Raw genomic sequence first — 22,751 nt, 5'->3', positions numbered from 1 at the left:
CCGCGCCGTGGGCTCCGGCGAACGGCGCGGGGGCCCCGGCATGAGCGATCCATACGATCCGGCCCGCGAGGGCGCGCGCATGTCGTTCGAGGATGCCATGTCCTACGGCGACTACCTGCGTCTCGACGCGATCCTCGGCGCGCAGCATCCGCTTTCGGACGCGCATGACGAGATGCTCTTCATCATTCAGCACCAGACCTCCGAGCTCTGGATGCGGCTTGCGCTGCACGAGATCGGCGCGGCCCGCGCGGCGCTTTCGGGCGGTGCCGCGCGCCCCGCGTTCAAGATGCTCGCCCGGGTCTCGCGCATCTTCGAACAACTCAACGCGGCCTGGGACGTGCTGCGCACGATGACGCCCTCGGATTACACCACCTTCCGCGAGGCGCTGGGCCAGAGCTCGGGCTTCCAGTCTTGGCACTACCGGCTGATCGAGTTCACCCTGGGCAACCGCAACCCCGCCATGATCCGGCCCCACGCGCACCGGCCGGAGATCGTTGCGCGGCTGGAGGCGGAACTTGCCCGCCCCTCGCTCTACGACGCGGCGCTCGCGCAGCTCGACGCGGAGGTCGCGCCCCTGCCCGGCCACGTTCTGGAGCGGGACCGCACGCGCCCCCACGTTTCCGACGAGGCCGTGGCGGCGGCCTGGACGACGGTTTACCGCGATCCCGGGGCGCATTGGGAGCTTTACGAACTGGCCGAGAAGCTCGTCGATCTGGAGGACTACTTCCGCCGCTGGCGTTTCAACCACGTCACCACGGTGGAACGGGTGATCGGCTTCAAGCGCGGCACCGGCGGAACCGGAGGCGTGAGCTACCTGAAGAAGATGCTGGAGGTGGAGCTCTTCCCCGAACTCTGGCACCTGCGCACGCATCTCTGACGCCCGGCGCCGCAAGGGACGCCGGGCGCGCGGCACGCGTCAGCGCGCGTCGATCGAGAACCGTCCCGGTCCGAAGGCCAGGATCATCGCCATGCCGCCCGCGAGCGCCACGTTCTTGAGGAAGTGGTTGATGTCGTTCTGCGCGGCGAGCCCTTCGGCCTCGAGGCCGGGCAGCAGGTGGAAGATCACCCCCGAGACCAGCGAAAACGCCCCGAGCAACACCGCCGCGAGGCGCGTCTTGTAGCCCAGGGCGAGGGCCAGGCCGCCCGCGAACTCGAGCGCGATCACGACGGGCAACAGCGCGCCGGGGATGCCGAACGCCTCCATGTATCCCTGCACGCCGGCGTAGCCGCCCAGCTTGTTGATCCCGGCGATCACGAAGATCGCGGCGAGCATCAGGCGGCCGGCGGGGGCGGCCCAGCTTTCGAACCCTGCGTTTCCTGCGGACGTCTGGTCGGTCGTGGTGGTCATCGTCGTCTCCCTGTGAGCGTCGGGCGGGAACGGGGTGCCCCCGCGATGGCACACCAGATGCGCGCCGTGGACTCGAAAAACCATTCCCGCCCGCGTCAGACGCTCTGTGCGCCTGCGCACAAGGCCGGCGGCGCCGGCGCCCTGCCGGCGGTCTCCTCTTGCCATTCCGTCGCCGACCCATACGCTTCAAGGGCGAAGCCGCGACAGGAGCATGCTCATGGCCTTTTCCCTGACCGTGAACGGCGAGCGCCGGGAGGTCGACCTGCCGGGCGACGTGCCGCTTCTGTGGGTGCTGCGCGACGCGCTCGACCTGACCGGGACGAAGTTCGGCTGCGGCGTCGCCGCCTGCGGGTCCTGCACGGTGCATGTGGACGGGCAGGCGGTTCGCTCCTGCCAGGTCACGCTCGCCGATGTCTGGGGTGAGGTGACGACGATCGAAGGGCTCGGCACGCCGGAGGCCATGCACGCCGTGCAGGCGGCCTGGGTCGAACACCAGGTCGCGCAATGCGGCTACTGCCAGTCGGGCCAGATCATGCAGGCCGCGGCGCTCCTGGCCGAGACGCCCGCGCCCTCGGACGACGACATCGACGCCGCGATGCAGGGCAATTTCTGCCGCTGCGGCACCTATCCCCGCATCCGCGCGGCGATCCACGCCGCGGCGGCCCGCCTGTCGGAGGGCTGAGCCATGAGCCTCGGAAAGATCGCCCGCCGCACTTTCCTTATCGGCTCCGCCGCCGTGGCGGGCGGGGTCGCCTTCGGCGTCTGGTACGCGCGCAAGCCCGTGGACAATCCGCTCGACCCCGAGGGCGAGGCACTCGCGCTCAACCCCTATGTCATCGTGGACCGGGCCGGCGTCTCGATCGTCGTGCCGCGCGCCGAGATGGGCCAGGGCGTGCGCACCACGCTCGCCGCGCTCGTGGCCGAGGAGCTCGACGTGGAGATGGACGCGATCCGCACCCTCCACGGGCCGGCCTCGGACTCCTATTACAACGGCGCCCTCGCCGGGCTCGGCCTGCCCTTCAAGGATTACGCCATGTCCGATCTCCAGCACGCCATCCGCGAGCAGATGGGCGTGATGGGCAAGGCGCTCGGGCTGCAGGTGACGGGCGGCTCGACCTCCACGGTGGACGCCTTCGACAAGATGCGCCACGCGGGCGCCGCCGCGCGCGAGACGCTGAAGGCCGCCGCCGCCGAACGGCTCGGCGTGCCCGCCGAGGCGCTCTCGACCGGGGCGGGCGCGGTGATCGCGCCCGACGGCGCGCGGCTCCCCTATCCCGAGCTCGCCGAGGCCGCCGCCCGGATCGACCCGCCGCGCGCGCCCGCGCTCCGGCCCGCCGCGGAGTGGCGGATCCTCGGCACATCGCAGCCCCGCGTGGACATGGTGGAGAAGGCCACCGGCACCGCCCGCTTCGGCCTCGACGTGCGGCTGCCGGGAATGAAGTTCGCCACGGTGCGGATGAACCCGCGCCTCGGCGCGCCGATGCGGTCCTTCGACGCCTCCGCGGCCGAGGAGATGCCGGGGGTCGAGCGGGTGATCGACCTCGGCACCGGGATCGCCGTCGTCGCCTCGAATACCTGGCTCGCCTTCCGGGCCGCCGAGGCGGTGGAGATCGACTGGGCCGAGGCGCCCTACCCCGACACGACCGAGGCGCTTTTCGCGGAAATCGCGCGGGCCTTCGACACCGCGCCGAACTCGGCGCTGCGCGACGACGGCGACGCCGACACCCTGCCCGAGGGCGCGACGGAGATCGCCGCCGAGTATCGCGTGCCCTACCTCGCCCACGCGACGATGGAGCCGGTGAACGCCACCGCGCTCCTCGACGGCGACCGGCTCGAGGTCTGGGGCGGGTTCCAGTCGCCCACCCTGGTGCGCGACCACTGCGCGGAGGCGGCCGGCGTCGCGCCCGAGGCCGTGCGCATCCACACCACCTATCTGGGCGGCGGGTTCGGCCGTCGCGGCGAGGTGGATTTCGCCGTGCTCGCGGCTCTCGTCGCCCGGGAGATGCCGGGCACGCCGGTGCAGGTCGCCTGGTCGCGCGAGGAGGACATGGGCCACGACTTCTACCGCCCCGGCGCGCTCGCCCGCTTCCGCGGCGCGGTGCGCGACGGGCGCGCGGTGCTCCTCGACGGGGCGATCGCCGCGCAGTCGGTCACGCGCGAGAGCGCCCAGCGCCTCGCCGGCTTTGCCCCGCCCGGGGCGGACAAGGGCCACGTGGAAGGCGCCTACGACCAGCCCTACGCGATCCCGAACTACCGCATCCGGGGGCACCTGGCCGAGATGAAGCTGCCGATCGGCTTCTGGCGCGCGGTCGGGGCCTCCTTCAACGGCTTCTTCCACGACAGCTTCATCGACGAGCTGGCCCACGCCGCGGGCGCCGACCCGCTGGAGTTTCGCCTCGCCCACATGCGCGAGGTGCACGCGCCCTCGGCAGGCGTGCTGGACGCGGTGCGCGAGATGTCGGGCTGGACGGGCGAGACGCCCGACGGCACCGGGCGCGGCGTAGCGTTCACCTATTCCTTCGGCACGCCCACCGCGCAGGTCGTCGAGGTGGTGGACGAGGACGGCGCGATCCGCATCGCCCGGGCCTGGATCGCCTGCGACGTCGGCACCGCGCTCGACCCTCGCATCGTCGAAAGCCAGATGGTCTCGGGGCTCCTCTACGGTCTCTCCGCCGCCGTCATGGGCGAGATCACCTTCGAGGGCGGCGGAGCCCAACAGGGGAACTTCCCCGACTACGACGCGCTTCGCATCCACAGCGCGCCCGCGGTGGAGGTCCGCGTGCTGGAAACCGCGGAGCGCCTGTCGGGCGTGGGCGAACCCGGCACGCCGCCGTCGATGCCCGCCCTGGCCAACGCCGTCTTCGACCTCACCGGCGAGCGCGTCCGCGAACTGCCGCTCGCCCGGCGGTTCGACTTCGTGACCTAGGCGCTCACTGGAACGCCGAACCCGGTCGCAGCCCGAGCTTGCGGAAGACGGTCGCGGCCGGGCAGAAGCCCGTGAAGGCCGACTGGATCAGGTTGAGCCCCACGAAGCCGGTCAGCAGAAGCCACCAGGGGGAGTGTTGCCAGGCCAGCAGCGCCGACAGAAGCACGATCACCCCGGCGAAGGCCATCACGGCACGGTCCACGTTCATTTCGCTGTCTCCTCTCGCTCAGAAGTCGCGGCGAGCCACGCGTCGAGCGCGTCCGCCAGTTCCGTCCAGTCGGTGTATTCCCGGTCCTCGCCCGGGCGGATCCTTTCGCCCTTCTGCGACGCGATCCAGCGCATCGCCCAGCGGCGGAAGAAATCGTACTGCGTGAAGCGGAAGGCGCCGGCGACCTGAAGCGTGCGGTCGGGCTGCCATCCGGTGCGCGCGCAGAAATCGTCCGCGATGCGCTCGATGTCGGCGCGCTCTTCGGGGTCGTCGCCCGCGGCCGCGAGCGAGACCTGAAGGAATAGCGACGGCCGCGCGCCCAGGTCCCCGGCATGGGCGGCGGCAAACCGCTCCAGCCCCTCCTGCACCCGGCCCATGTGCACCGAACCGGCGAGGATCGCGCCCGCGATGCGGGGCCAGTCGATCTCCTCCGCGTCGGCCGCGGGCAGAAGCTCGACCGAATGGCCGGCCTGCGAGAGCCGATCGGCGCAGAACCGCGCGATCTTGCGGGTCTGTCCCTCCGTGGTGGCGTAGACGATCAGGATCCTCATGGCGCGTCTTCCCGAACCGGACGCGCGCAGCATAGCCCGGCCCGGCGGCCCGCACCTTGAGCAGGATCAAGCGCTGAGCCGCGCCGCGCGGTCCCGGCCGCCCGCCGCCCAGCGCCGGACGGCGTCTCCGAACGCCTCGAAAAGCGGGCGCGACACCGGGTCCCGCGCCGCGTTCCATTCGGGGTGCCACTGCACCGCGAGGGTGAACCCCGGCGCGTCGGCCACGTAGGCCGCCTCGGGCGTGCCGTCTTCGGCCCAGCCGTCGATCACGAAGCGCGCGCCTGCGTCCTTCACGCCCTGCCCGTGCAGCGTGTTCGTCATCACCTCGCGCGCCCCCATGAGCCTGTGAAAGATCCCGCCCTCGCCGAACCTCACCTTGTGGCGAAGCGCGAACTTTTCCTCGAGCGTCCCGTCGGGCGGCATCCGGTGGTTCATCCGCCCCGGCAGCTCGCGGATCTCGGGGTAGAGCGAGCCGCCCATGGCGACGTTCACCTCCTGGAAGCCGCGGCAGATACCGAGAAAGGGCTGGCCGCGCGCCACGCAGGCCCGCACCAGCGGCAGTGTGACAGCGTCGCGGCACCGGTCGAAGGCGCCGTGCTTCTCAGTCTCGGCCTCGCCATATTCCTCGGGGTGCACGTTGGGCCGCCCCCCGGTCAGAACGAAACCGTCGCAGACCTCCAGCAGTTCTTCCACCGAGACGATCCCCGGGTCGGAGGGGATCACGAGCGGCAGGCATCCGGCGACCCCGGAGACCGCGGCCGAGTTCATCTGCCCGCCCGCATGGGTCGGGTACTGGTCGTTGATGAGGTACTGGTTGCCGATGATGCCGACGACGGGCCGTGCCATGATGTTCACCTCTCGCGTCGCCACAATCTAGGGCAGCTACGGGCGAAGCGGAACCCCGGCCTTGGCCCGGAGGGCGGTGCTAGGCCCCGTTCTGCCCGCGCGCGCGGCGGCACCGCTCGGAACAATACCGCACCTCGTCCCAGACCCGGGCCCATTTCTTGCGCCACGCGAAGGGCCGGCCGCAGGTGGCACAGGTCTTGACGGGCAGATCGCCCTTGCGCCGCATGCCGCCCATCAGAAGCCGAAGCTCCCCTGCCGGTCGTCCGCGGCCTTGCGGCGGCGGCGTGTGGCGCGGTCGTCGACGAAACGGCCCGTGCCGTCCTTGCGGCTGGCGTGCTTGTGCACGAGGCCACGGGCGGTATCGCGGAAGCCTTCGCCGCGGCGCACGACCCAGACCGCCTCGCGCGCGGCGCGGGCCGCGGCGGGGACGTCGACGATGGGCTCGGGGTAAGCGCGCCCCAGAAGCGCGCTCGCACCCTCCCAGCGCCAGGGCTCCTGCAGATACTGGTCCGGCACAGGTTCCAGTTCCGGCAGCCAGGCGCGGGTGAAGGCGCCCGTCGGATCCTGGTCGCGGCCCTGTTTCACGGGGTTGTAGATGCGGATGGTGTTCATGCCGGTCGTGCCCGACTGCATCTGCATCTGCGGCCAGTGGATGCCGGGCTCGTAATCGGTGAAAAGGCGCGCGAGGATCGGCCCCGTGGCCCGCCAGTCGAGCCAGAGGTGGTAGGAGGCCACCGCCACCAGCATCGAGCGCATGCGGAAGTTCATCCAGCCGGTGTGGGTCAGCATCCGCATGCAGGCATCCACGAAGGGCAGCCCGGTCTCGCCGCGCTCCCATGCCGCGAGGCGGGCAGCGTCGGGAACGCGGGGGCGCAGCTCCTCGTAGGCCGGGTGCAGGCAGCGATGTTCGAGCGCGGGTTCGTCCTCGAGCTTCTGCATGAAATGGTCGCGCCAGGCGAGGCGGGACTGGAAGCTTTTCAGACTGCCGGCCCAGCCCTCGCGCGTGCCCCTGACCGCGCGCTGCCGCGCGGCGGCGGCGCGCGCCGCCTCGCGCACCGAAAGCGCGCCGAGGGCGAGGTGGGGCGACAGGCGCGAGCAGGCCGTCGCGCCATCGAGCGGAGAGGACATGGCGCGGCGATAGTCGCGCCCGCGCTCCGTCAGGAAGCTGTCGAGGGTCCCGAGGGCGGCCGCGCGCCCGCCGCTTTGCCGTCCCGGGCACGGGTCGGGCCGGAGGCCAAGGCGCGCGGGCCCGGGCCAGGGGTCGCTTTCGGCCTGCAGGGACCGCAGGCCGCCGGGGGCCGGAACCGGCTCGGCGAAGACGAACCGGTCGCGACGCGCCGCCCAGCCGTCGCGGCTGGCCAGCCTGCGGACGACACCCGACTGCGGCACCTGCTTCCACGTCACGCCCTGCGCGCGCGCCCAGTCCGCCACCGCCCGGTCGCGGGCATAGCTCCAGCCATTGCCCGTCTCCTCGTGGCTGGTCAGGCACGTCACGTCATGCGCGCGGCGCAGATCCTCCAGCACCTCCGTCGCCGCACCGACGCGGCGGACCAGCGGCGCGCCAAGCCGGGCGAGCGCGTCTTCGAGGGCGTCCAGCGCCTCCGACAGGAGGGCGAAGTGCCGCCCGCTCGCGTCGGGTTGCGCCCAGAGGCCGGGTTCGAGGATGTAAAGCGGCAGGATCGGGCGCCCGAGCGCCACGGCGGTGGCGAGCGCCGGGTGGTCGTCCACCCGGAGGTCGCGCTTGAACCACAGGATCGTCGTTCCAGATACCGCTCCAGCCATCGTCTTGCCGTGCCTCTTGCCGAGACTTAGGAAGTCTAGGTCACGCGACCCGCCCGGAAACCCCGGCCCGAAGGAGACCGCCATGAAGGACGCCGCGCCGCAGACCGTCTACCTGAACGAGTACGCGCCGCCCGCGTATCTGGTGGACGAGGTCCAACTGACCTTCCGCCTCGCCCCCCGCGCGACGCGGGTCGAAAGCCGGATCCGGTTCCGCCCGAACCCCGACGCCCGCTCGCGCGCGTTCTTCCTGCACGGCGAGGGGCTTTCGCTTCTCGCGGCCCGGATCGACGGCGCGCCGGTCACACCCGAGATCACCGACGAGGGGCTGACCTGCGCGGTGCCCGACGCGCCCTTCACCTGGGAGGCGGAGGTCGAGATCTCGCCCGAGACCAACACCGCGCTCGAGGGGCTCTACATGAGCCGCGGCATGTATTGCACCCAGTGCGAGGCCGAGGGCTTCCGCAAGATCACCTACTATCCCGACCGCCCCGACGTGATGGCGCCCTTCACGGTGCGGATCGAGGGCGATCTTCCGGTGCTCCTGTCCAACGGCAACCCGGGAGCGGCTGGCGAGGGCTGGGCCGAATGGCACGACCCCTGGCCGAAACCCGCCTATCTCTTCGCGCTGGTCGCGGGCGATCTGGTGGCGCAGCGGGATACGTTCACCACCCGCTCGGGGCGGGATGTGGACCTTGCGCTCTGGGTGCGGCCGGGCGACGAGCACAAATGCGCCTGGGGCATGGAGGCGCTCAAGAAATCGATGCGCTGGGACGAGGAGGTCTACGGGCGCGAATACGATCTCGACGTCTTCAACATCGTCGCCGTGGACGACTTCAACATGGGCGCGATGGAGAACAAGGGGCTCAACATCTTCAACTCCGCCGCCGTGCTCGCCAGCCCCGAGACGGCGACGGACGCCAATTTCGAGCGCATCGAATCGATCATCGCGCACGAGTATTTCCACAACTGGACGGGCAACCGGATCACCTGCCGCGACTGGTTCCAGCTCTGCCTCAAGGAAGGGCTGACCGTCTTCCGCGACCAGCAGTTCACCGCCGACATGCGCTCCGCCCCGGTAAAGCGCATCGACGACGTATCGATGCTGCGCGCCCGCCAGTTCCCCGAGGACCAGGGCCCGCTCGCCCATCCCGTCCGGCCGGAAAGTTACCAGGAGATCAACAACTTCTACACCGCGACCGTCTACGAGAAGGGCGCGGAGGTGATCGGGATGCTCAAGCGCCTCATCGGCGAGGAGGGCTACCGCAAGGCGCTCGATCTCTACTTCGAGCGCCATGACGGTCAGGCCTGCACCATCGAGGACTGGCTTCGCGTCTTCGAGGACGCGACGGGCCGCGACCTGTCGCAGTTCAAGCGCTGGTACACGCAGGCGGGCACGCCGCGCCTCTCGGTGGAGGAGGACTGGCAGGACGGCACCTACACGCTCACCTTCACGCAGGAGACGCCGCCCACCCCCGGCCAGCCCGAGACGGCGCCGCAGGTGATCCCGATCGCGGTGGGGCTGCTGTCGCCCAACGGCGACGAGGCGGTGCCGACCCGCCTTCTGGAGATGACCGAGACACGCCAGAGCTTCACCTTCGAGGGGCTCGCGGCAAAGCCCGTCCCCTCGATCCTGCGCGACTTCTCGGCGCCGGTGGTGCTGGAGCGCGTGACCTCGCGGAGCGAACGCGCCTTCCTCATGGCCCACGACACCGACCCCTTCAACCGCTGGGAGGCGGGCCGGAGCCTCGCGCGGGAAAGCCTGATGGCGACGATCCGCGAGGGCGCCGCGCCGGACGCCGACTGGCTGTCGGGGCTCGCCGCGCTTCTGCGGGACGAGAGCCTCGACCCGGCCTTCCGCGCGCAGGTCACGGGGCTGCCCACCCAGTCGGAACTCGCCCAGGCGCTACACCGGGCGGGCACGACGCCCGACCCCGACGCGATCTGGACCGCGACGGAGGCGCTGCGCGACGCGATGGCGGAGGAACTCGCCGATCTCGCGCCCGCGCTTCTCGACGGTATGCGGGTGGCGGCGCCCTACGCGCCCGACGCCGAGCAGTCGGGCAAGCGCGCGCTCGCGGGCGCGATGCTCGCCCTCATCTCGCGGCGCGACGGTGGCGCGGCGGCCGCGCGCCAATACGCCGAGGCCGACAACATGACGCTCAGCCTCTCGGCGCTCGGCTGCCTGCTGCGCGCGGGAAAGGGCGGGCCGGAACTCGACGCCTTCCACGACCGCTGGCAGCACGACCGCCTGGTGATGGACAAGTGGTTCTCGCTCCAGATCATCCAGTCGGACCCGGCCGAAACGGCCGACATCGCCCGCCGCCTCACCGAGCACCCCGCCTTCGAGTGGAAGAACCCGAACCGCTTCCGCGCGGTGATGGGCGCGCTCGCCATGCACCACGCGGGCTTCCACCGGGCCGACGGCGCGGGCTACCGCCTGCTGGCGGACTGGCTGATCCGGCTCGACCCGGTGAACCCGCAGACCGCGGCGCGGATGATGAGCGCCTTTCAGACCTGGCGGCGCTACGACGCGGGGCGCCAGGCGCTGCTTCGCGCCGAGCTCGAGCGGATGCGCGGCGCGCCGGACCTCTCGCGCGACAGCGCCGAGATGCTGGACCGGATGCTCGGCTGATCCGGTGGCGGAAGAGTTCCGCCACGAGGCCCGCGGCCGAAACCGGCGCACGGCGATCGCGCTCGCCGGCGCGTGGGCCGCGATGGCCGCGGCGGTGCTCTGGATCGACGCCGCGCTCTGGGTGCTGGCCATCCCGGCGCTCTTCACCCTGCCCGCGCTCTGGGACCTGATCTCGGATCGCCGCGCCGGTCTCGCGCTCGGCGCCGAGCGGATCGCGTGGCACGCCGGCCGCCGGAGCGGCGAGGTGGCGCTGGCGCAGATCGAGACCGCGCGCTTCGACACGAGGCTCGACCTCTCCGTCCGGGTGACGCTGGTGCTTCGGTCCGGCCGCCGCATCCGCCTGCCGCAGGAGTGCCTGCCGCGGCCGGCCGAGCTTCAATCCGCACTGGCCGCCCGCAGCGTTTCCACCGAGCGGCATCATTTTTCCCTTTTCTAGAAGGGCTTGCAGTTTCCCGCCGTTGCGCCGCCCAATGGCTTCCGGTCGCCGCGAATCCGTGCAATGGTGACGTGGGTGTCACACCACTGTCGCAGCTCTGTGGATTTCTTCGCGCCATGAAAGACCGGATCGACCCCCTGATCGCCGAACGGGCGCCATGGCTTTTCTCGGAGCATCCGGCAGTCGCGCCGGCCCGTGGGGTGCTGAACCGGCTGCTCGGCTACGACAAGACCGTGGCGCTCGGCACGGCGCTTCGGGATCTGCCCGCCGACCGGATCATGGCGGCAATGACGCGCGAACTCGCCCGCGACGTGGAGGCGGCGGGCCTCGACAACATCCCCCGCAACGGCGCGGCGCTGGTCGTCGCGAACCATCCGACCGGCATCGCCGACGGGATCATGCTGCATGCGGTGCTGGGGGATTTGCGTCCCGATGTCTATTACTTCGCGAACCACGACATCCTGCGCGTGCTGCCGCAGATGACCGACATGATCGCGCCGGTCGAGTGGCGACGGGACCGGCGCAGCCACGGCAAGACGCGCGAGACCATGGCCTACACCCGCCGCGCGGTGGAGGATGGGCGGCTCGGCGTCATCTTCCCGTCAGGACGGCTGGCCAAGCGCCGCGGACTGTCGCTGCACGAGCGGCCCTGGATGGCGTCGGCGGCGATGATCGCGCGCAAGTTCGAACTGCCGGTGATCCCGGTGAACATCCGCGCGCGCAACTCGGCGCTCTTCTATCTCTTCGACTTCATTCATCCCAGCCTGCGCGACATCACGCTCTTCCACGAGACGCTGAACAAGCACCGGCAGCCCTTCCGGGTGACCGTGGGCGAACCGATCTCGCCCGCATCGCTCCCCGCGAAATCCGAAGACGGCATCGAACTCATGCGGCGCGCGACGCTGGCCCTCGGCGGGCCGCGGGCGCCCACGGTCTCGCTCCTCGACAACACCCGGCGCCCCTCCTGGATCCGTCAGCTCGACTCCAACTGACCGCATCCCCGCCGCGGGAATTTACCGCTTTCTCCGCGACTTCGCCCTTTCCGCGCCCGATTGCGCGGCGACGTTCGGATCATGTCCAGATCCATCGCCCTCGCGCCCGCCCTCGCACCGCTGCTCCGTCTCGCCAGGACGAGGTTCCGCCCCGCGGCGCCCGCCCGGCCACGCCGGCCCGCCGCCGGCGCCGCGCTGCCCGTGATCGAGGAAACCGCGCTGGAACGGGAGGCGGCAACCCAAGAGGCGCAGGGCCTCTTTCTCGCCCGGCAGGAGCGTTGGGACGAGCTCGACACGCTTGTTCGCTCCTGCGACCGTCGCCGCGCCGCCCTCCCGGACGGGCAGCCCGTGGCCCAGCGTCTCGCGCTCGGCGCGGCGTCCGACGTGCTCTGGACGGCCGAGGCCGGTTTCGACACCGACGAGCGGATGCGCCGCACCGGCTGCGGCGTGGCCCAGCTCGAGGACGCGCTGGCCGCGCATCCCCGTGCGCCGGGCGTCGCGCTCGTGCTGGTGCACACGCATCTCAGCCTTGGATGGGCCGCGCGGCGCGAGGCGGCGACGGAACCGGCGCGGCCCGAGGCGCGTGCCGCGCTCCACGCCCATCTCGCACGCGCGGGACAGATCCTCGACCGCTTCGCCGAGGCCGCGGGCGACAGCGCGGCCTTCGCCGCCGCGCGCTGCCTCCAGCTTCCTGCGCGTCGGCCCGGGCCGGAGGCGCGGGCCCGCGCCTATCTCGACCTCGTGGCGCGCGACCCCGCGAACCCGCGCCACCTGCGCGACATGGGACGCAGCCTTCTGCCCCGGCGCACCGGCACGCTGGCCACGCTGGAACGGGCGGCGCGGGAGGCCGCAGCCCTCTCCGAGGCGAAGCTGGGCCCGGCGGGCTATTTCTGGGCGCACATGGACGCGCTGGCCGAGGACGAACGCGTCTTCGAGCGGCTGGACCTCGAGTGGTTCCTGGCCGGGCTCGACGCCGCCGCTGCGCGGCATGGCGACCAGCACGCGGCGAACACCGTGGCCGCCTTCTGCGCCCTCACCATGGCGCCGCATCACGGCCGGGCGCGGCTAAACCCCGCGATCGCGCCGCGGCGTGCCGCGGTGCACGACCGGGCGCCGGGCGTCTGCCGCGACCACCTGCACGAGATACACCCTCTGGTCTGGGCGGAGACCGCCGCCGCGATCGGCCCCGAACGGCCCGTGCCCCCGCGCCCGCGCCGCGTGGCCGAGGGCACAGCGCTCGCCCGCGCCGCGCTCGCCGCGGCCTGACGGGGCCAGGCGACGCGCGGGGAATTGCAACCGCGCGGCGCTTTGGCTAAGGCCATCGGGTGCCATCAGCCGCAGGGGACCCGCCATGCTCGATCTCGCCCACGAGCCTCCGAAGCCCAAGGTGATCGCCGGGGCAAAGCACGACTGGGAACTGGTCATCGGGATGGAGGTCCATGCCCAGGTCGCCTCGAAGGCCAAGCTCTTTTCCGGCGCCTCGACCGAGTTCGGCGCCGAGCCCAATTCCAATGTCTCGTTCGTGGACGCGGCGATGCCGGGCATGCTGCCCGTGCTCAACGAGTTCTGCATCGAGCAGGCGGTGCGCACCGGCCTCGGCCTGAAGGCGAAGATCAACCTGCGCTCCGCCTTCGACCGGAAGAACTATTTCTACCCCGACCTGCCCCAAGGCTACCAGATCAGCCAGCTTTATCACCCGCTGGTGGGCGAGGGCGAGGTGCTGGTGGACATGGCGCCCGGCGTCGCGCGGCGCGTGCGAATCGAGCGCATCCACGTCGAACAGGACGCGGGCAAGTCGATCCACGACATGGACCCCGGCGCCTCCTTCGTGGACCTCAACCGCACCGGCGTCGCGCTGATGGAGATCGTCTCGCGCCCCGACATCCGCGGCCCGGAAGAGGCGGCCGCCTACCTGACGAAGCTGCGCCAGATCATGCGCTATCTCGGCACCTGCGAGGGCAACATGCAGTCAGGCAACCTGCGCGCGGATGTAAACGTGTCGGTCTGTCGCCCCGGCGCCTACGAGAAGTTCGCCGAAACCGGCGATCCCGCGCATCTGGGCACCCGGTGCGAGATCAAGAACATGAACTCGATGCGCTTCATCCAGCAGGCGATCGACTACGAGGCACGGCGGCAGATCCGGCTGCTGGAGGCCGGCGAAGGGGTCGTGCAGGAGACGCGCCTCTACGATCCGGACCGGGGCGAGACGCGCTCCATGCGCTCCAAGGAAGAGGCGCATGACTACCGCTATTTCCCCGATCCCGACCTGCTGCCGCTGGAACTCGAGCAGGGCTGGGTGGACGCGATCGCCGAAAGCCTGCCCGAACTGCCCGACGCGAAGAAGGCGCGCTTCGTCACCGCGCTGGGGCTGTCGGAATACGACGCCGGTGTGCTGACCGCCGACGTCGCGGCGGCGGATTATTTCGAGAAGGTCGCGGAGGGGCGCGACGGCAAGGCGGCGGCGAACTGGGTCATCAACGAGCTTTTCGGCCGGCTGAAGAAGGACGACCTCGACATCGCCGAGAGCCCGGTCTCGCCGGCGCAGCTTGGCGGCATCATCGACCTGATCTCGGCCGGCGACATCTCGGGCAAGATCGCCAAGGACCTTTTCGAGATCGTCTACACCGAAGGCGGCGATCCGGCCGAGGTGGTGGAAGCGCGCGGGATGAAGCAGGTCACCGACACCGCCGCGATCGAGGCCGCGGTGGACGAGGTGATCGCCGCGAACCCCGCCCAGGTGGAGAAGGCCAGGGAAAACCCCAAGCTCGCCGGCTGGTTCGTGGGCCAGGTGATGAAGGCCACCGGCGGCAAGGCCAACCCCAAGGCGGTTAACGAGATCGTGGCCGGCAAGCTCGGGCTCTGAACCGATGCGCCCGCTCCGCGACGAGATCCTCGCCCAGAACGAGCAGGTGACGCTCTTCTCGAGGTTCCTGAACGCGGTGGGGCTGGGCTCATCGGCTTCGCCCTGATCCGCCCGCTTGTCGAGGGGGGTGCCGCGCTCTCCCGGCTCACCGCGTGGTGGAGTGGCGCCGGGCTGACGCGTCATGTTGCGGCGCACTATATTCTGCGCTTGTTGAGGAAGGAGCCGCGCGCATGACGATGTTCGAATTCGCCGTCCCCCTCGTCGCGCTCGCCGTGGCGGGCGTGGGCATACCGCTCCTGCGTGCGGAGGCGCGGCGCATCGATGCACGTCGCCGCCCGCCGGCGGAGTGACGCCGCCCGCCGGGTCCGCTCTGGCCCTTTCGCGCCTGACCTGATAGCGTCCCGCCGGCTTGAGCGGCTGGGAGGCGCGGGGTGGCGCATTACGAGTACAAGGTGGTCCCGGCTCCTCAGCGGGGCGAGAAGGCGCGCGGCGTAAAGACGGCCGAGGCGCGGTTCGCGCTGGCGATCGAGCGGCTCATGAACCAGATGGGCGAGGACGGCTGGGAGTATGTGCGGGCCGAAACCTTGCCGAGCGAAGAACGCGCGGGGCTCACGGGCACCGCGACGCAGTGGCGCAACCTGCTGGTCTTCCGCCGCTTGCGCGGCGCGGCGGACGGGGGCGCGAGCCGCGACACGCCGAGACTGCTCGCCGCGCCGGCCGAAGCGCCGGAGGGACATATGCCGCCACCGGACGACGGGTTCCCGCCGATGCCGCCCTTGACGCGGTCGGCCGCGGCACGCCGCGCCCGCGCGGTCGAGGAAGGGGAAGACGCCGAAAGCGCCGACGCGTCCTCCGGGGCCGGCGCGGGGCCGGCGCAGGATCCGATCGCCCTGCCCCGCGTGCTGGCACGGAAACCTGAGCGGGAGGCGCGCGATGACGACGCGGACGATGCCGGTGAAGGCCGCGGCGCCGAAGGACCGGATCCGTCGCCGCGGCCCCGGGGCTAGGCGTCGATGTCGAGGGAGAGCGCGTGGATCGCGGTGACGAGGTCGGGCCCGAGCGCCTCGTGCACCGCCCTGTGCCGGGCAAGCCGCGACTGGCCGGCGAAGGACGGGGCGCGGATCACCACCCGGAAGTGGCTTTCGCCGCCTTCCTGGTAGCCCGCGTGGCCGCGGTGGCGCTCGCTTTCGTCCACCACCTCGAGGCGGGTCGGCGCAAAGGCACCCTCGAGCGCCGCGCGGATCGCGTCTGTGCGTGTCAAATTTTACCTCCGGCCTCTTCAAATCGTGTCGGGGCAGATTAAACTCACACGTCCGAGTCGAAAAGGTGAGAGCATGAGCAGACCTGATCCGTTCGGTTTCGACATGTCGGTTTCCGCGGCGAAGAAGAAGAATTCCCGCGGCAGGCGCGGCATGTCCGGGGCGTCCGAAACCTCGACTCGTCTGTGCGAGAAGGAGGGATGCCGCGAAGCCGGCCTCTACCGCGCACCCAAGGCCCCCGACGTGCTCGACGACTATTACTGGTTCTGCAAGGACCATGTGCGCGAGTACAACCTGAAATGGAATTTCTTCGACGGCACGACCGAGGCCGAGCTCAACGCTCAGATGTCGAAGGACAAGGTGTGGGAGCGCAACACCCGCGACTTCCGCGACCCCGAGGCGCGCGCCTGGGCGCGGCTCGGCATCGAGGACCCGCATCAGGTGCTGGGCGAAAACGCCACGCGCAACCCAGGCAGCCGCTCGGACGGCCACAGCCGCCGCCTGCCCGCGCCCGAGCGCAAGGCGATCGAGATCCTCGACGCCAAGGACAACTGGAGCAAGGCCGAGGTGCGCAAGAGCTACAAGGCGCTCATCAAGGTGCTGCACCCCGACATGAATGGCGGCGACCGCTCGCAGGAAGAACAGCTGCAGCAGGTCATGTGGGCCTGGGATCAGATCAAGGACAGCCGCAACTTCAAGTGAGCGGCGGCGGCGGTCAGGCGTCGGCGCGGAACACCAGCGAGACCCCGTTGATACAATGCCGCTTGCCGGTCGGCTGGGGGCCGTCGTCGAAGATGTGGCCCAGATGGCTGCCGCAGCGGCTGCAATGGCATTCCGTGCGCGGGAACAGCAGCTTCCAATCGGTCCGCGTGCCGATCGCGCCGGGAAGGGCCTGCCAGAAACTCGGCCAGCCGGTCCCGCTGTCGAACTTGTGCTCGGAAGAATAGAGCGGCTGCTCGCAGCCCCGGCAAAGATAGGTGCCCGCGCGCTTCTCCTCGTTCAGCGGTGAGGTGAAGGGTCGCTCGGTATCCTCCTCCCGCATCACGCGGTATTCCAGATCGCTGAGCATCGCCTTCCACTCGGCGTCGGAGCGCGAGACCTCGAACCCGGTCTCGGCCCCCTTCGCCGCCGAGCCAAGCCCGAGCGCGGCGCCAAGCGTCGCAAGAAAGGATCGGCGTTCCATGGATGCACCTCCGTTGCACGCTTAAGGCTAGCGGGCGCCTCCAGGCCGGGGCAAGTCCCGCGCCCGCACAACCGCGTGAGCGTGCGCGGTCGGCGCCGGACGGTACGGGCGGCGGCACACCCCGCAGCGGGCGGCCGGATGCCGCGTGCGGCGCGCGCCCTTCCCCTTGCCCCGCCCGGGAATATGTTGCACCACGGGCCGCGCATCGCGGCGGCAGACATGCACGAAAAGGATCAGGGACGGTCATGGCGGACGGCAGCATCGACATCAACGCGAAACCCACCGAAGAGGTCTCGGTCCGCGAGGTGTTCGGCATCGACACCGACATGATCGTGCACGGATTCCCGGAACGGACCGAGCGCGTGCCCGATCTCGACACGACCTACAAGTTCGACCCGGACACCACGCTCGCGATCCTTGCAGGCTTTCGCAACAATCGCCGCGTGATGATCCAGGGCTATCACGGCACCGGCAAGTCCACCCATATCGAACAGGTGGCGGCGCGGCTCAACTGGCCCACCGTGCGCGTGAACCTCGACAGCCATATCAGCCGGATCGACCTGATCGGCAAGGACGCGATCAAGCTGCGCGACGGCATGCAGGTCACCGAGTTCCAGGAAGGCATCCTGCCCTGGGCGCTGCGCAATCCTGCGGCGATCGTCTTCGACGAGTATGACGCGGGCCGTGCGGACGTGATGTTCGTGATCCAGCGGGTACTGGAAGCCGACGGCAAGCTGACCCTGCTCGACCAGAACGAGGTCATCACCCCGCACCCGTATTTCCGCATCTTCGCCACGGCGAACACGGTCGGCCTCGGGGACACGACGGGCCTTTACCACGGCACCCAGCAGATCAATCAGGGCCAGATGGACCGCTGGAGCCTGGTGGCCACGCTCAACTACCTGTCGATCGACGCGGAAACGGCGATCGTGCTGGCAAAGGCGCCGCACTACAACACCGAGAAGGGCCGCAAGACCGTCAAGCAGATGGTCACCGTGGCCGACCTGACCCGCACCGCCTTCATGAACGGCGATCTGTCCACGGTGATGAGCCCGCGCACGGTGATCGCCTGGGCGCAGAACGCGGAGATCTTCCGCAACGTGGGCTATGCCTTCCGGGTGAGCTTTCTGAACAAGTGCGACGAGCTGGAGCGGCAGACGGTGGCCGAATTCTACCAGCGCTGCTTCAACGAGGAACTTCCCGAAAGCGCCGCGCACGGCAGTTTCGGCTGACCCCGGCGCGATTTCACGACCTCGCAGAACGGGTCGCACCAGCCCGGCGCGGCCCGTTTTCATTTCCCGACCCGCGGGCCGCGCCGCGCGGTCCCGGGGTGTTCCGCCACCTGCTTGACCGGCGCCGTGGCCCCGCGTCGCGGAGGGGGCGCGGGACCGCTGCGGCCGAGCCTGCCGGTGCGACGCTCACGGAAAACGCGCCGCCACTGGTCATCCCCCCGACGAGGCATTAGCTTCCCCGCGACAGCCACCAGGACGTGCGAAGACCCTCATGCAGAAGCCCGACAATCCCGCCGATCCGTTCAAGAAGGCGCTGGCCGAGGCCACGCGGGTCATGGCGCACGACCCCGAACTCAGCGTGAGCTATTCGGTGGATCCGTCGGGGATCACCGGCGACATCATGCGCCTGCCGCAAGTCAGCCGCCGGATGAGCCGCGACGAGGTTCTGGTGGCGCGCGGGACGGCGGACGCGCTCGCGCTGCACCGGCGCTATCACGACGCGGGAACCCATGCCCGCTACTGCCCGCCGGGGGAGATGGCGCGCGATCTCTACGAGGCGATGGAAACCGCCCGCTGCGAGGCGATGGGCGCACGCGACATGCCCGGCACCGCCACCAACATCGACGCCAAGATCGGCGCCGAGGCGGCCCGGCGCGGCTACGCCGAGGCGCGCGAGCCGGGCGACGTTCCGCTGCCCACGGCGGCGGGCTACCTCATCCGGCACCTTGCCACCGGGCGCGAGCTGCCCGAGGCCGCGCAGAACGTGATGGAGCTGTGGCGCGGCTACATCGAAAGCCAGGCGGGCGAGACGCTCGAAGCGCTGGAGGGCAATCTCTCCGACCAGGGCGCCTTCGCCCGCTTCGCGCGCAAGGTCATCGAGGATCTCGGATACGGCGACCAGCTGGGCGACGATCCCGACCAGCAGGACGACGACCAGCAGGAAGAGGCCGAGGACGGCGCCGAGGAGGAAGAGGAGCCCGACAGCACCGGCCAGGACGACAGTCAGGACGATGCCGAAGCCTCGCCCGAGCAGTCCCAGGACGAGACGCAGGACGAAAGCCAGGCGCAGGTCAGCATGGACGAGCTGGCCGACCAGGAACTCGGCGAAGAGACCGAGATGCCCGAGGGCGAGGCCCCCCAGGAGCCGCCGCCGCCCGCCCCCGTCTCGGATGCGGACCCCGACTACCGGGTCTTCAATACCGCCTTCGACGAGGAGGTGGCGGCGCAGGACCTCGCGGAGCCCATCGAGCTCGAGCGCCTGCGCGCCTATCTCGACCAGCAGCTCGAACCGCTGAAGGGCGCGGTCTCGCGGCTTGCCAACAAGCTGCAACGCCGCCTTCAGGCGCAACAGAACCGCAGCTGGGAGTTCGACCGCGAGGAGGGCATCCTCGACGCCGGTCGCCTGGCGCGGGTCGTGGCGAACCCCACGACGCCGCTGTCCTTCAAGGTCGAGAAGGACACCGAGTTCCGCGACACGGTGGTGACCCTGCTTCTGGACAACTCGGGCTCGATGCGCGGGCGGCCGATCTCCATCGCCGCGATCTGCGCCGACGTGCTGGCGCGCACGCTCGAGCGCTGCTCGGTCAAGGTCGAGATCCTGGGATTCACGACGCGCGCCTGGAAGGGCGGGCAGAGCCGCGAGGCGTGGCTGAACGAGGGCCGGCCCCTCGCACCCGGGCGGCTCAACGATCTGAGGCACATCGTCTACAAGCCCGCCGATGCGCCCTGGCGGCGCGCGCGCGACAATCTCGGGCTGATGATGAAGGAGGGGCTTCTGAAGGAGAACATCGACGGCGAGGCGCTCGAATGGGCGCACCGGCGCATGATGATGCGCCCGGAAAGCCGCAAGATCCTCATGGTGATCTCGGACGGCGCGCCGGTGGACGATTCGACGCTGTCCGTGAACCCCGCGAATTACCTCGAGAAGCATCTGCGCGACGTGATCGCGATGGTGGAACGGCGAAGCGCGGTCGAACTCATCGCCATCGGCATCGGCCATGACGTCACCCGCTACTACCACCGCGCGGTGACCATTACCGACGTGGACCAGCTTGCCGGGGCGATGACCGAACAGCTTGCCAGCCTGTTCGATTCCGACCCCCGCGCCCGCGCGCGCCTCGTCGGCATCCGCAAGGCGTCCTGACGGCGCCCCGGCTTCGCGGCCGAGGCGCTTGCATCCGCCGCGCGGATGCCCAAAGTTGCCGCGGATCACAGCGGAGGGGCGGATGCTTCAGTCTTTCAAGGCCACGTCGCGGCCCGATCAGGGACCGCCGCGCCTCGCGCGGCTGCGCGAGGAGATGGCCCGCGAGGGCCTCGACGGGTTCTGGGTGCCGCGCGCGGACGCACATCAGGGCGAGTATGTCGCCCCCCGGGACGAGCGGTTGTCCTGGCTGACCGGGTTCACCGGCTCGGCCGGCTTTGCGGTCGTGCTGCCCTCGGTGGCGGGCGTCTTCGTGGACGGGCGCTACCGGGTGCAGGTCAAGGCGCAGGTGGCGGAGGACTTCACGCCGGTCGACTGGCCCGAGGTCAAGCCGTCGGACTGGCTGCGCGAGACGCTGCCCAACGGTGGCGTGGTGGGCATCGACCCGTGGCTTCACACCGTCGAGCAGGTGGAAAAGCTCGAAACCGCGCTTCGGGGCAGCGGCGTCAGCCTGCGCGAGACGGCGAACCTCGTGGACCGGATCTGGCAGGACCAGCCAGCGCCGCCGCTCGGCCGGGCACGCGCGCACCCCCTCGACCTCGCGGGGGAAGGCGCGGCGGAAAAGCGCGCGCGCCTCGGCCGCGAGCTTCGCGACGCCGGACACCGCGCGGCGGTGATCACCCTGCCCGACTCCATCTGCTGGCTTCTGAACATCCGCGGGTCCGACGTGCCGCGGGCCCCCCTCGCCCATGGCTTCGCCGTCCTGCACGAGGACGGGCGGGTGGATCTCTTCATGGCCGAGGAAAAGCTCGAGGGCCTGGGCGACCACTTGGGCCCCGAGGTCGCCGCGCACCGGCCGGAGCGCTTCGCCGCCGCCCTGGGCGAGCTGTCCGGCCCGGTCCGCATCGATCCGGCAAGCGCGCCGCTCGCGGTGCTTCGCGCGCTCGAGGAGGCCGGCGTGGAGGTGGCACGCGGCCCCGATCCCTGCGTCCGGCCCAAGGCGTGCAAGAACGCGGCCGAGATCCGCGGCGCGGGCGAGGCGCATCTTCGCGACGGCGCGGCGGTGTGCGAGTTCCTCGCCTGGCTCGCCGATCAGCCGGCGGGCAGCCTGACGGAGATCGACGCCGTCACGAAACTCGAAGAGAGCCGCCGCGCGACCGGAAAGCTCGAGGACATCTCCTTCGACACGATCTCCTGCGCGGGGCCGCACGGCGCGATCATGCATTACCGCGTCACCGAGGAGACGAACCGCCCGCTGAAGGCCGGCGAGCTTTACCTCGTGGATAGCGGCGGTCAGTATCTCGACGGAACCACCGACATCACCCGGACCCTGGCCATCGGCACGCCGACCGAAGAGATGCGCGCCTGCTACACCCGCGTGCTGCAGGGCCTCATCACCCTGTCACGGCTGCGCTGGCCCGCCGGGCTCGCCGGGCGGGATCTGGATGCGCTGGCGCGGATGCCGCTCTGGCTGGCCGGGCAGGACTATGCCCACGGAACCGGCCACGGCGTCGGCGCCTACCTGTCCGTTCACGAGGGGCCGCAGAAAATCGCGCGCGCCGGCGAGGCCGAACTCCTGCCCGGCATGATCCTTTCCAACGAGCCCGGCTTCTACAGGGAGGGCGCCTTCGGCATCCGGCTGGAGAACCTGATCGTGGTCGAGGACGCGCCGGAACTCCCGGGCGGCAGCGTGGCGAAGATGCTGCGTTTCCACACGCTGACCTATGTGCCCTTCGAGCGCCGCCTCGTGGAGGCGGAGATGCTGCACGGCCCCGAGCGGGCATGGCTCAACGCCTATCATGCGCTGGTGCGATCCAAGATCGGCCCAAGGCTGGGCAGCGCCGCGAAAACATGGTTGGATGCCGCCACCGCGCCGATCTGAGGCGCAGCCCGCGGGCAGGAAACAGGCCGACGCCAGCCAACGCCGCAGCAGGCGCGCAGCGCGGCGAAAACACGAGGGAGAACCGCATGGCCAGGATCATCATCAGGCCGGCTCAGGGAAAGTGGAGCGTGCGCGCGGGCGGCGCGGTCCTGGGCGAGTCGAGCGCGGCGCTCGAACTGGACGAAGAGGGCCATGCCCCCGTGATCTACTTCCCCCGCGAGGATCTCGCGATGGCGTTCCTGGAGCCCACCGAGCGCAGCAGCCATTGCCCCCACAAGGGCGATGCGAGCTGGTTCTCGATCGTCACGAAATCCACGACGATTCCCGATGCGGCATGGTCCTACGAGGCGCCCCTCGACGGCGTTTCCGAGATCGCGGGGCATGTCGCCTTTTACGAGTCCGACATGGTGACGGTGGAGCGCCTGTAAGCCGCGCCGGCACGGGCCGCGTCGCGTTCCCCTTCACCCGGAG

The 22,751-nt window shown here is 70.6% G+C and carries 22 protein-coding genes; 14 read left to right on the top strand and 8 right to left on the bottom strand.

Annotated features, from left to right (window positions below; translation table 11 throughout):
* Positions 1-40: 40 nt before the first annotated feature.
* Complete coding sequence (gene kynA, locus AB6A66_RS02870) at positions 41-877, top strand: tryptophan 2,3-dioxygenase (protein WP_371054719.1); 837 nt, start codon at positions 41-43, stop codon at positions 875-877.
* Positions 878-916: 39 nt separating this feature from the next.
* On the opposite strand, the gene AB6A66_RS02865 is transcribed toward kynA, so the two are convergent.
* Entirely contained in the window at positions 917-1,348 is a 432-nt protein-coding gene (locus tag AB6A66_RS02865) for a DoxX family protein (RefSeq protein ID WP_371036707.1), read from the bottom strand.
* A 217-nt stretch (positions 1,349-1,565) separates the two neighbouring features.
* Here AB6A66_RS02865 and AB6A66_RS02860 point away from each other — a divergent pair, with 217 nt between their 5' ends.
* Positions 1,566-2,030, top strand: a complete 465-nt coding sequence (locus AB6A66_RS02860; RefSeq protein ID WP_371054718.1) for a (2Fe-2S)-binding protein — start codon at positions 1,566-1,568, stop codon at positions 2,028-2,030.
* A gap of 3 nt (positions 2,031-2,033) precedes the next feature.
* Positions 2,034-4,274 (top strand): molybdopterin cofactor-binding domain-containing protein, encoded by a 2,241-nt coding sequence (locus tag AB6A66_RS02855; protein WP_371054717.1) that lies wholly within the window; start codon positions 2,034-2,036, stop codon positions 4,272-4,274.
* Positions 4,275-4,278: 4 nt separating this feature from the next.
* Here AB6A66_RS02855 and AB6A66_RS02850 read toward each other — a convergent pair whose 3' ends face one another.
* The 5 genes from AB6A66_RS02850 to AB6A66_RS02830 all read right to left on the bottom strand — a co-directional run bounded on the left by AB6A66_RS02850 (position 4,279) and on the right by AB6A66_RS02830 (position 7,661).
* On the bottom strand, positions 4,279-4,482 hold the full coding sequence (locus AB6A66_RS02850) for a DUF2892 domain-containing protein (RefSeq protein WP_371036710.1): 204 nt from the start codon (positions 4,480-4,482) through the stop codon (positions 4,279-4,281).
* Entirely contained in the window at positions 4,479-5,033 is a 555-nt protein-coding gene (locus AB6A66_RS02845) for a flavodoxin domain-containing protein (RefSeq protein ID WP_371054716.1), read from the bottom strand. Before AB6A66_RS02845 ends, AB6A66_RS02850 begins: the two co-directional genes overlap by 4 nt.
* Positions 5,034-5,099: 66 nt before the next feature.
* Complete coding sequence (locus AB6A66_RS02840; protein ID WP_371054715.1) at positions 5,100-5,879, bottom strand: gamma-glutamyl-gamma-aminobutyrate hydrolase family protein; 780 nt, start codon at positions 5,877-5,879, stop codon at positions 5,100-5,102.
* Between the two features lie 79 nt (positions 5,880-5,958).
* A complete protein-coding gene (locus AB6A66_RS02835; RefSeq protein WP_371054938.1) occupies positions 5,959-6,105 on the bottom strand; it encodes a DUF2256 domain-containing protein in 147 nt (48 codons plus the stop codon).
* Positions 6,106-6,113: 8 nt separating this feature from the next.
* Positions 6,114-7,661, bottom strand: a complete 1,548-nt coding sequence (locus AB6A66_RS02830; RefSeq protein ID WP_371054714.1) for an FAD-binding domain-containing protein — start codon at positions 7,659-7,661, stop codon at positions 6,114-6,116.
* 82 nt (positions 7,662-7,743) lie between these two features.
* On the opposite strand from AB6A66_RS02830, the gene pepN reads away from it, so the two are divergent.
* From pepN to AB6A66_RS02800, 6 genes are all read left to right on the top strand, one after another.
* Positions 7,744-10,293 (top strand): aminopeptidase N, encoded by a 2,550-nt coding sequence (gene pepN / locus AB6A66_RS02825; RefSeq protein WP_371054713.1) that lies wholly within the window; start codon positions 7,744-7,746, stop codon positions 10,291-10,293.
* Positions 10,294-10,297: 4 nt separating this feature from the next.
* Complete coding sequence (locus tag AB6A66_RS02820; RefSeq protein WP_371054712.1) at positions 10,298-10,729, top strand: hypothetical protein; 432 nt, start codon at positions 10,298-10,300, stop codon at positions 10,727-10,729.
* Positions 10,730-10,845: 116 nt separating this feature from the next.
* Entirely contained in the window at positions 10,846-11,721 is an 876-nt protein-coding gene (locus AB6A66_RS02815; protein ID WP_371036717.1) for a lysophospholipid acyltransferase family protein, read from the top strand.
* An 81-nt stretch (positions 11,722-11,802) separates the two neighbouring features.
* On the top strand, positions 11,803-12,987 hold the full coding sequence (locus AB6A66_RS02810) for a hypothetical protein (RefSeq protein WP_371054711.1): 1,185 nt from the start codon (positions 11,803-11,805) through the stop codon (positions 12,985-12,987).
* A gap of 85 nt (positions 12,988-13,072) precedes the next feature.
* The gene (gatB, locus tag AB6A66_RS02805) at positions 13,073-14,584 is read left to right on the top strand and encodes an Asp-tRNA(Asn)/Glu-tRNA(Gln) amidotransferase subunit GatB (protein WP_371036719.1); all 1,512 of its coding nucleotides are present in this window, start codon (positions 13,073-13,075) and stop codon (positions 14,582-14,584) included.
* Positions 14,585-15,015: 431 nt separating this feature from the next.
* Positions 15,016-15,591 (top strand): DUF4177 domain-containing protein, encoded by a 576-nt coding sequence (locus tag AB6A66_RS02800; RefSeq protein WP_371054710.1) that lies wholly within the window; start codon positions 15,016-15,018, stop codon positions 15,589-15,591.
* On the opposite strand, the gene AB6A66_RS02795 is transcribed toward AB6A66_RS02800, so the two are convergent.
* Positions 15,588-15,845 (bottom strand): BolA family protein, encoded by a 258-nt coding sequence (locus AB6A66_RS02795; protein ID WP_371054709.1) that lies wholly within the window; start codon positions 15,843-15,845, stop codon positions 15,588-15,590. The genes AB6A66_RS02800 and AB6A66_RS02795 overlap by 4 nt on opposite strands.
* Positions 15,846-15,918: 73 nt before the next feature.
* Between AB6A66_RS02795 and AB6A66_RS02790 the strand changes: the two genes are divergently transcribed.
* On the top strand, positions 15,919-16,545 hold the full coding sequence (locus tag AB6A66_RS02790; protein WP_371036722.1) for a DnaJ domain-containing protein: 627 nt from the start codon (positions 15,919-15,921) through the stop codon (positions 16,543-16,545).
* A gap of 13 nt (positions 16,546-16,558) precedes the next feature.
* On the opposite strand, the gene msrB is transcribed toward AB6A66_RS02790, so the two are convergent.
* Entirely contained in the window at positions 16,559-17,026 is a 468-nt protein-coding gene (gene msrB / locus AB6A66_RS02785) for a peptide-methionine (R)-S-oxide reductase MsrB (protein ID WP_371054708.1), read from the bottom strand.
* Positions 17,027-17,271: 245 nt separating this feature from the next.
* On the opposite strand from msrB, the gene cobS reads away from it, so the two are divergent.
* The 4 genes from cobS to AB6A66_RS02765 all read left to right on the top strand — a co-directional run bounded on the left by cobS (position 17,272) and on the right by AB6A66_RS02765 (position 22,708).
* A complete protein-coding gene (gene cobS / locus AB6A66_RS02780; RefSeq protein WP_371036724.1) occupies positions 17,272-18,258 on the top strand; it encodes a cobaltochelatase subunit CobS in 987 nt (328 codons plus the stop codon).
* 271 nt (positions 18,259-18,529) lie between these two features.
* Complete coding sequence (gene cobT / locus AB6A66_RS02775; protein ID WP_371054707.1) at positions 18,530-20,401, top strand: cobaltochelatase subunit CobT; 1,872 nt, start codon at positions 18,530-18,532, stop codon at positions 20,399-20,401.
* Between the two features lie 82 nt (positions 20,402-20,483).
* Positions 20,484-22,280, top strand: coding sequence for an aminopeptidase P family protein (locus AB6A66_RS02770; protein WP_371054706.1), 1,797 nt, complete (start codon positions 20,484-20,486; stop codon positions 22,278-22,280).
* A gap of 86 nt (positions 22,281-22,366) precedes the next feature.
* Positions 22,367-22,708, top strand: a complete 342-nt coding sequence (locus tag AB6A66_RS02765) for a DUF427 domain-containing protein (RefSeq protein ID WP_371054705.1) — start codon at positions 22,367-22,369, stop codon at positions 22,706-22,708.
* Positions 22,709-22,751: the final 43 nt, after the last annotated feature.

Origin of the sequence: Rhodosalinus sp. K401 (genome assembly GCF_041365735.1) — a bacterium.
In the GTDB taxonomy this organism is placed as follows: domain Bacteria; phylum Pseudomonadota; class Alphaproteobacteria; order Rhodobacterales; family Rhodobacteraceae; genus Rhodosalinus.
The sequence above is the reverse complement of the archived record's forward strand: the minus strand, read 5'-3'. Positions and strand labels throughout refer to the sequence as shown.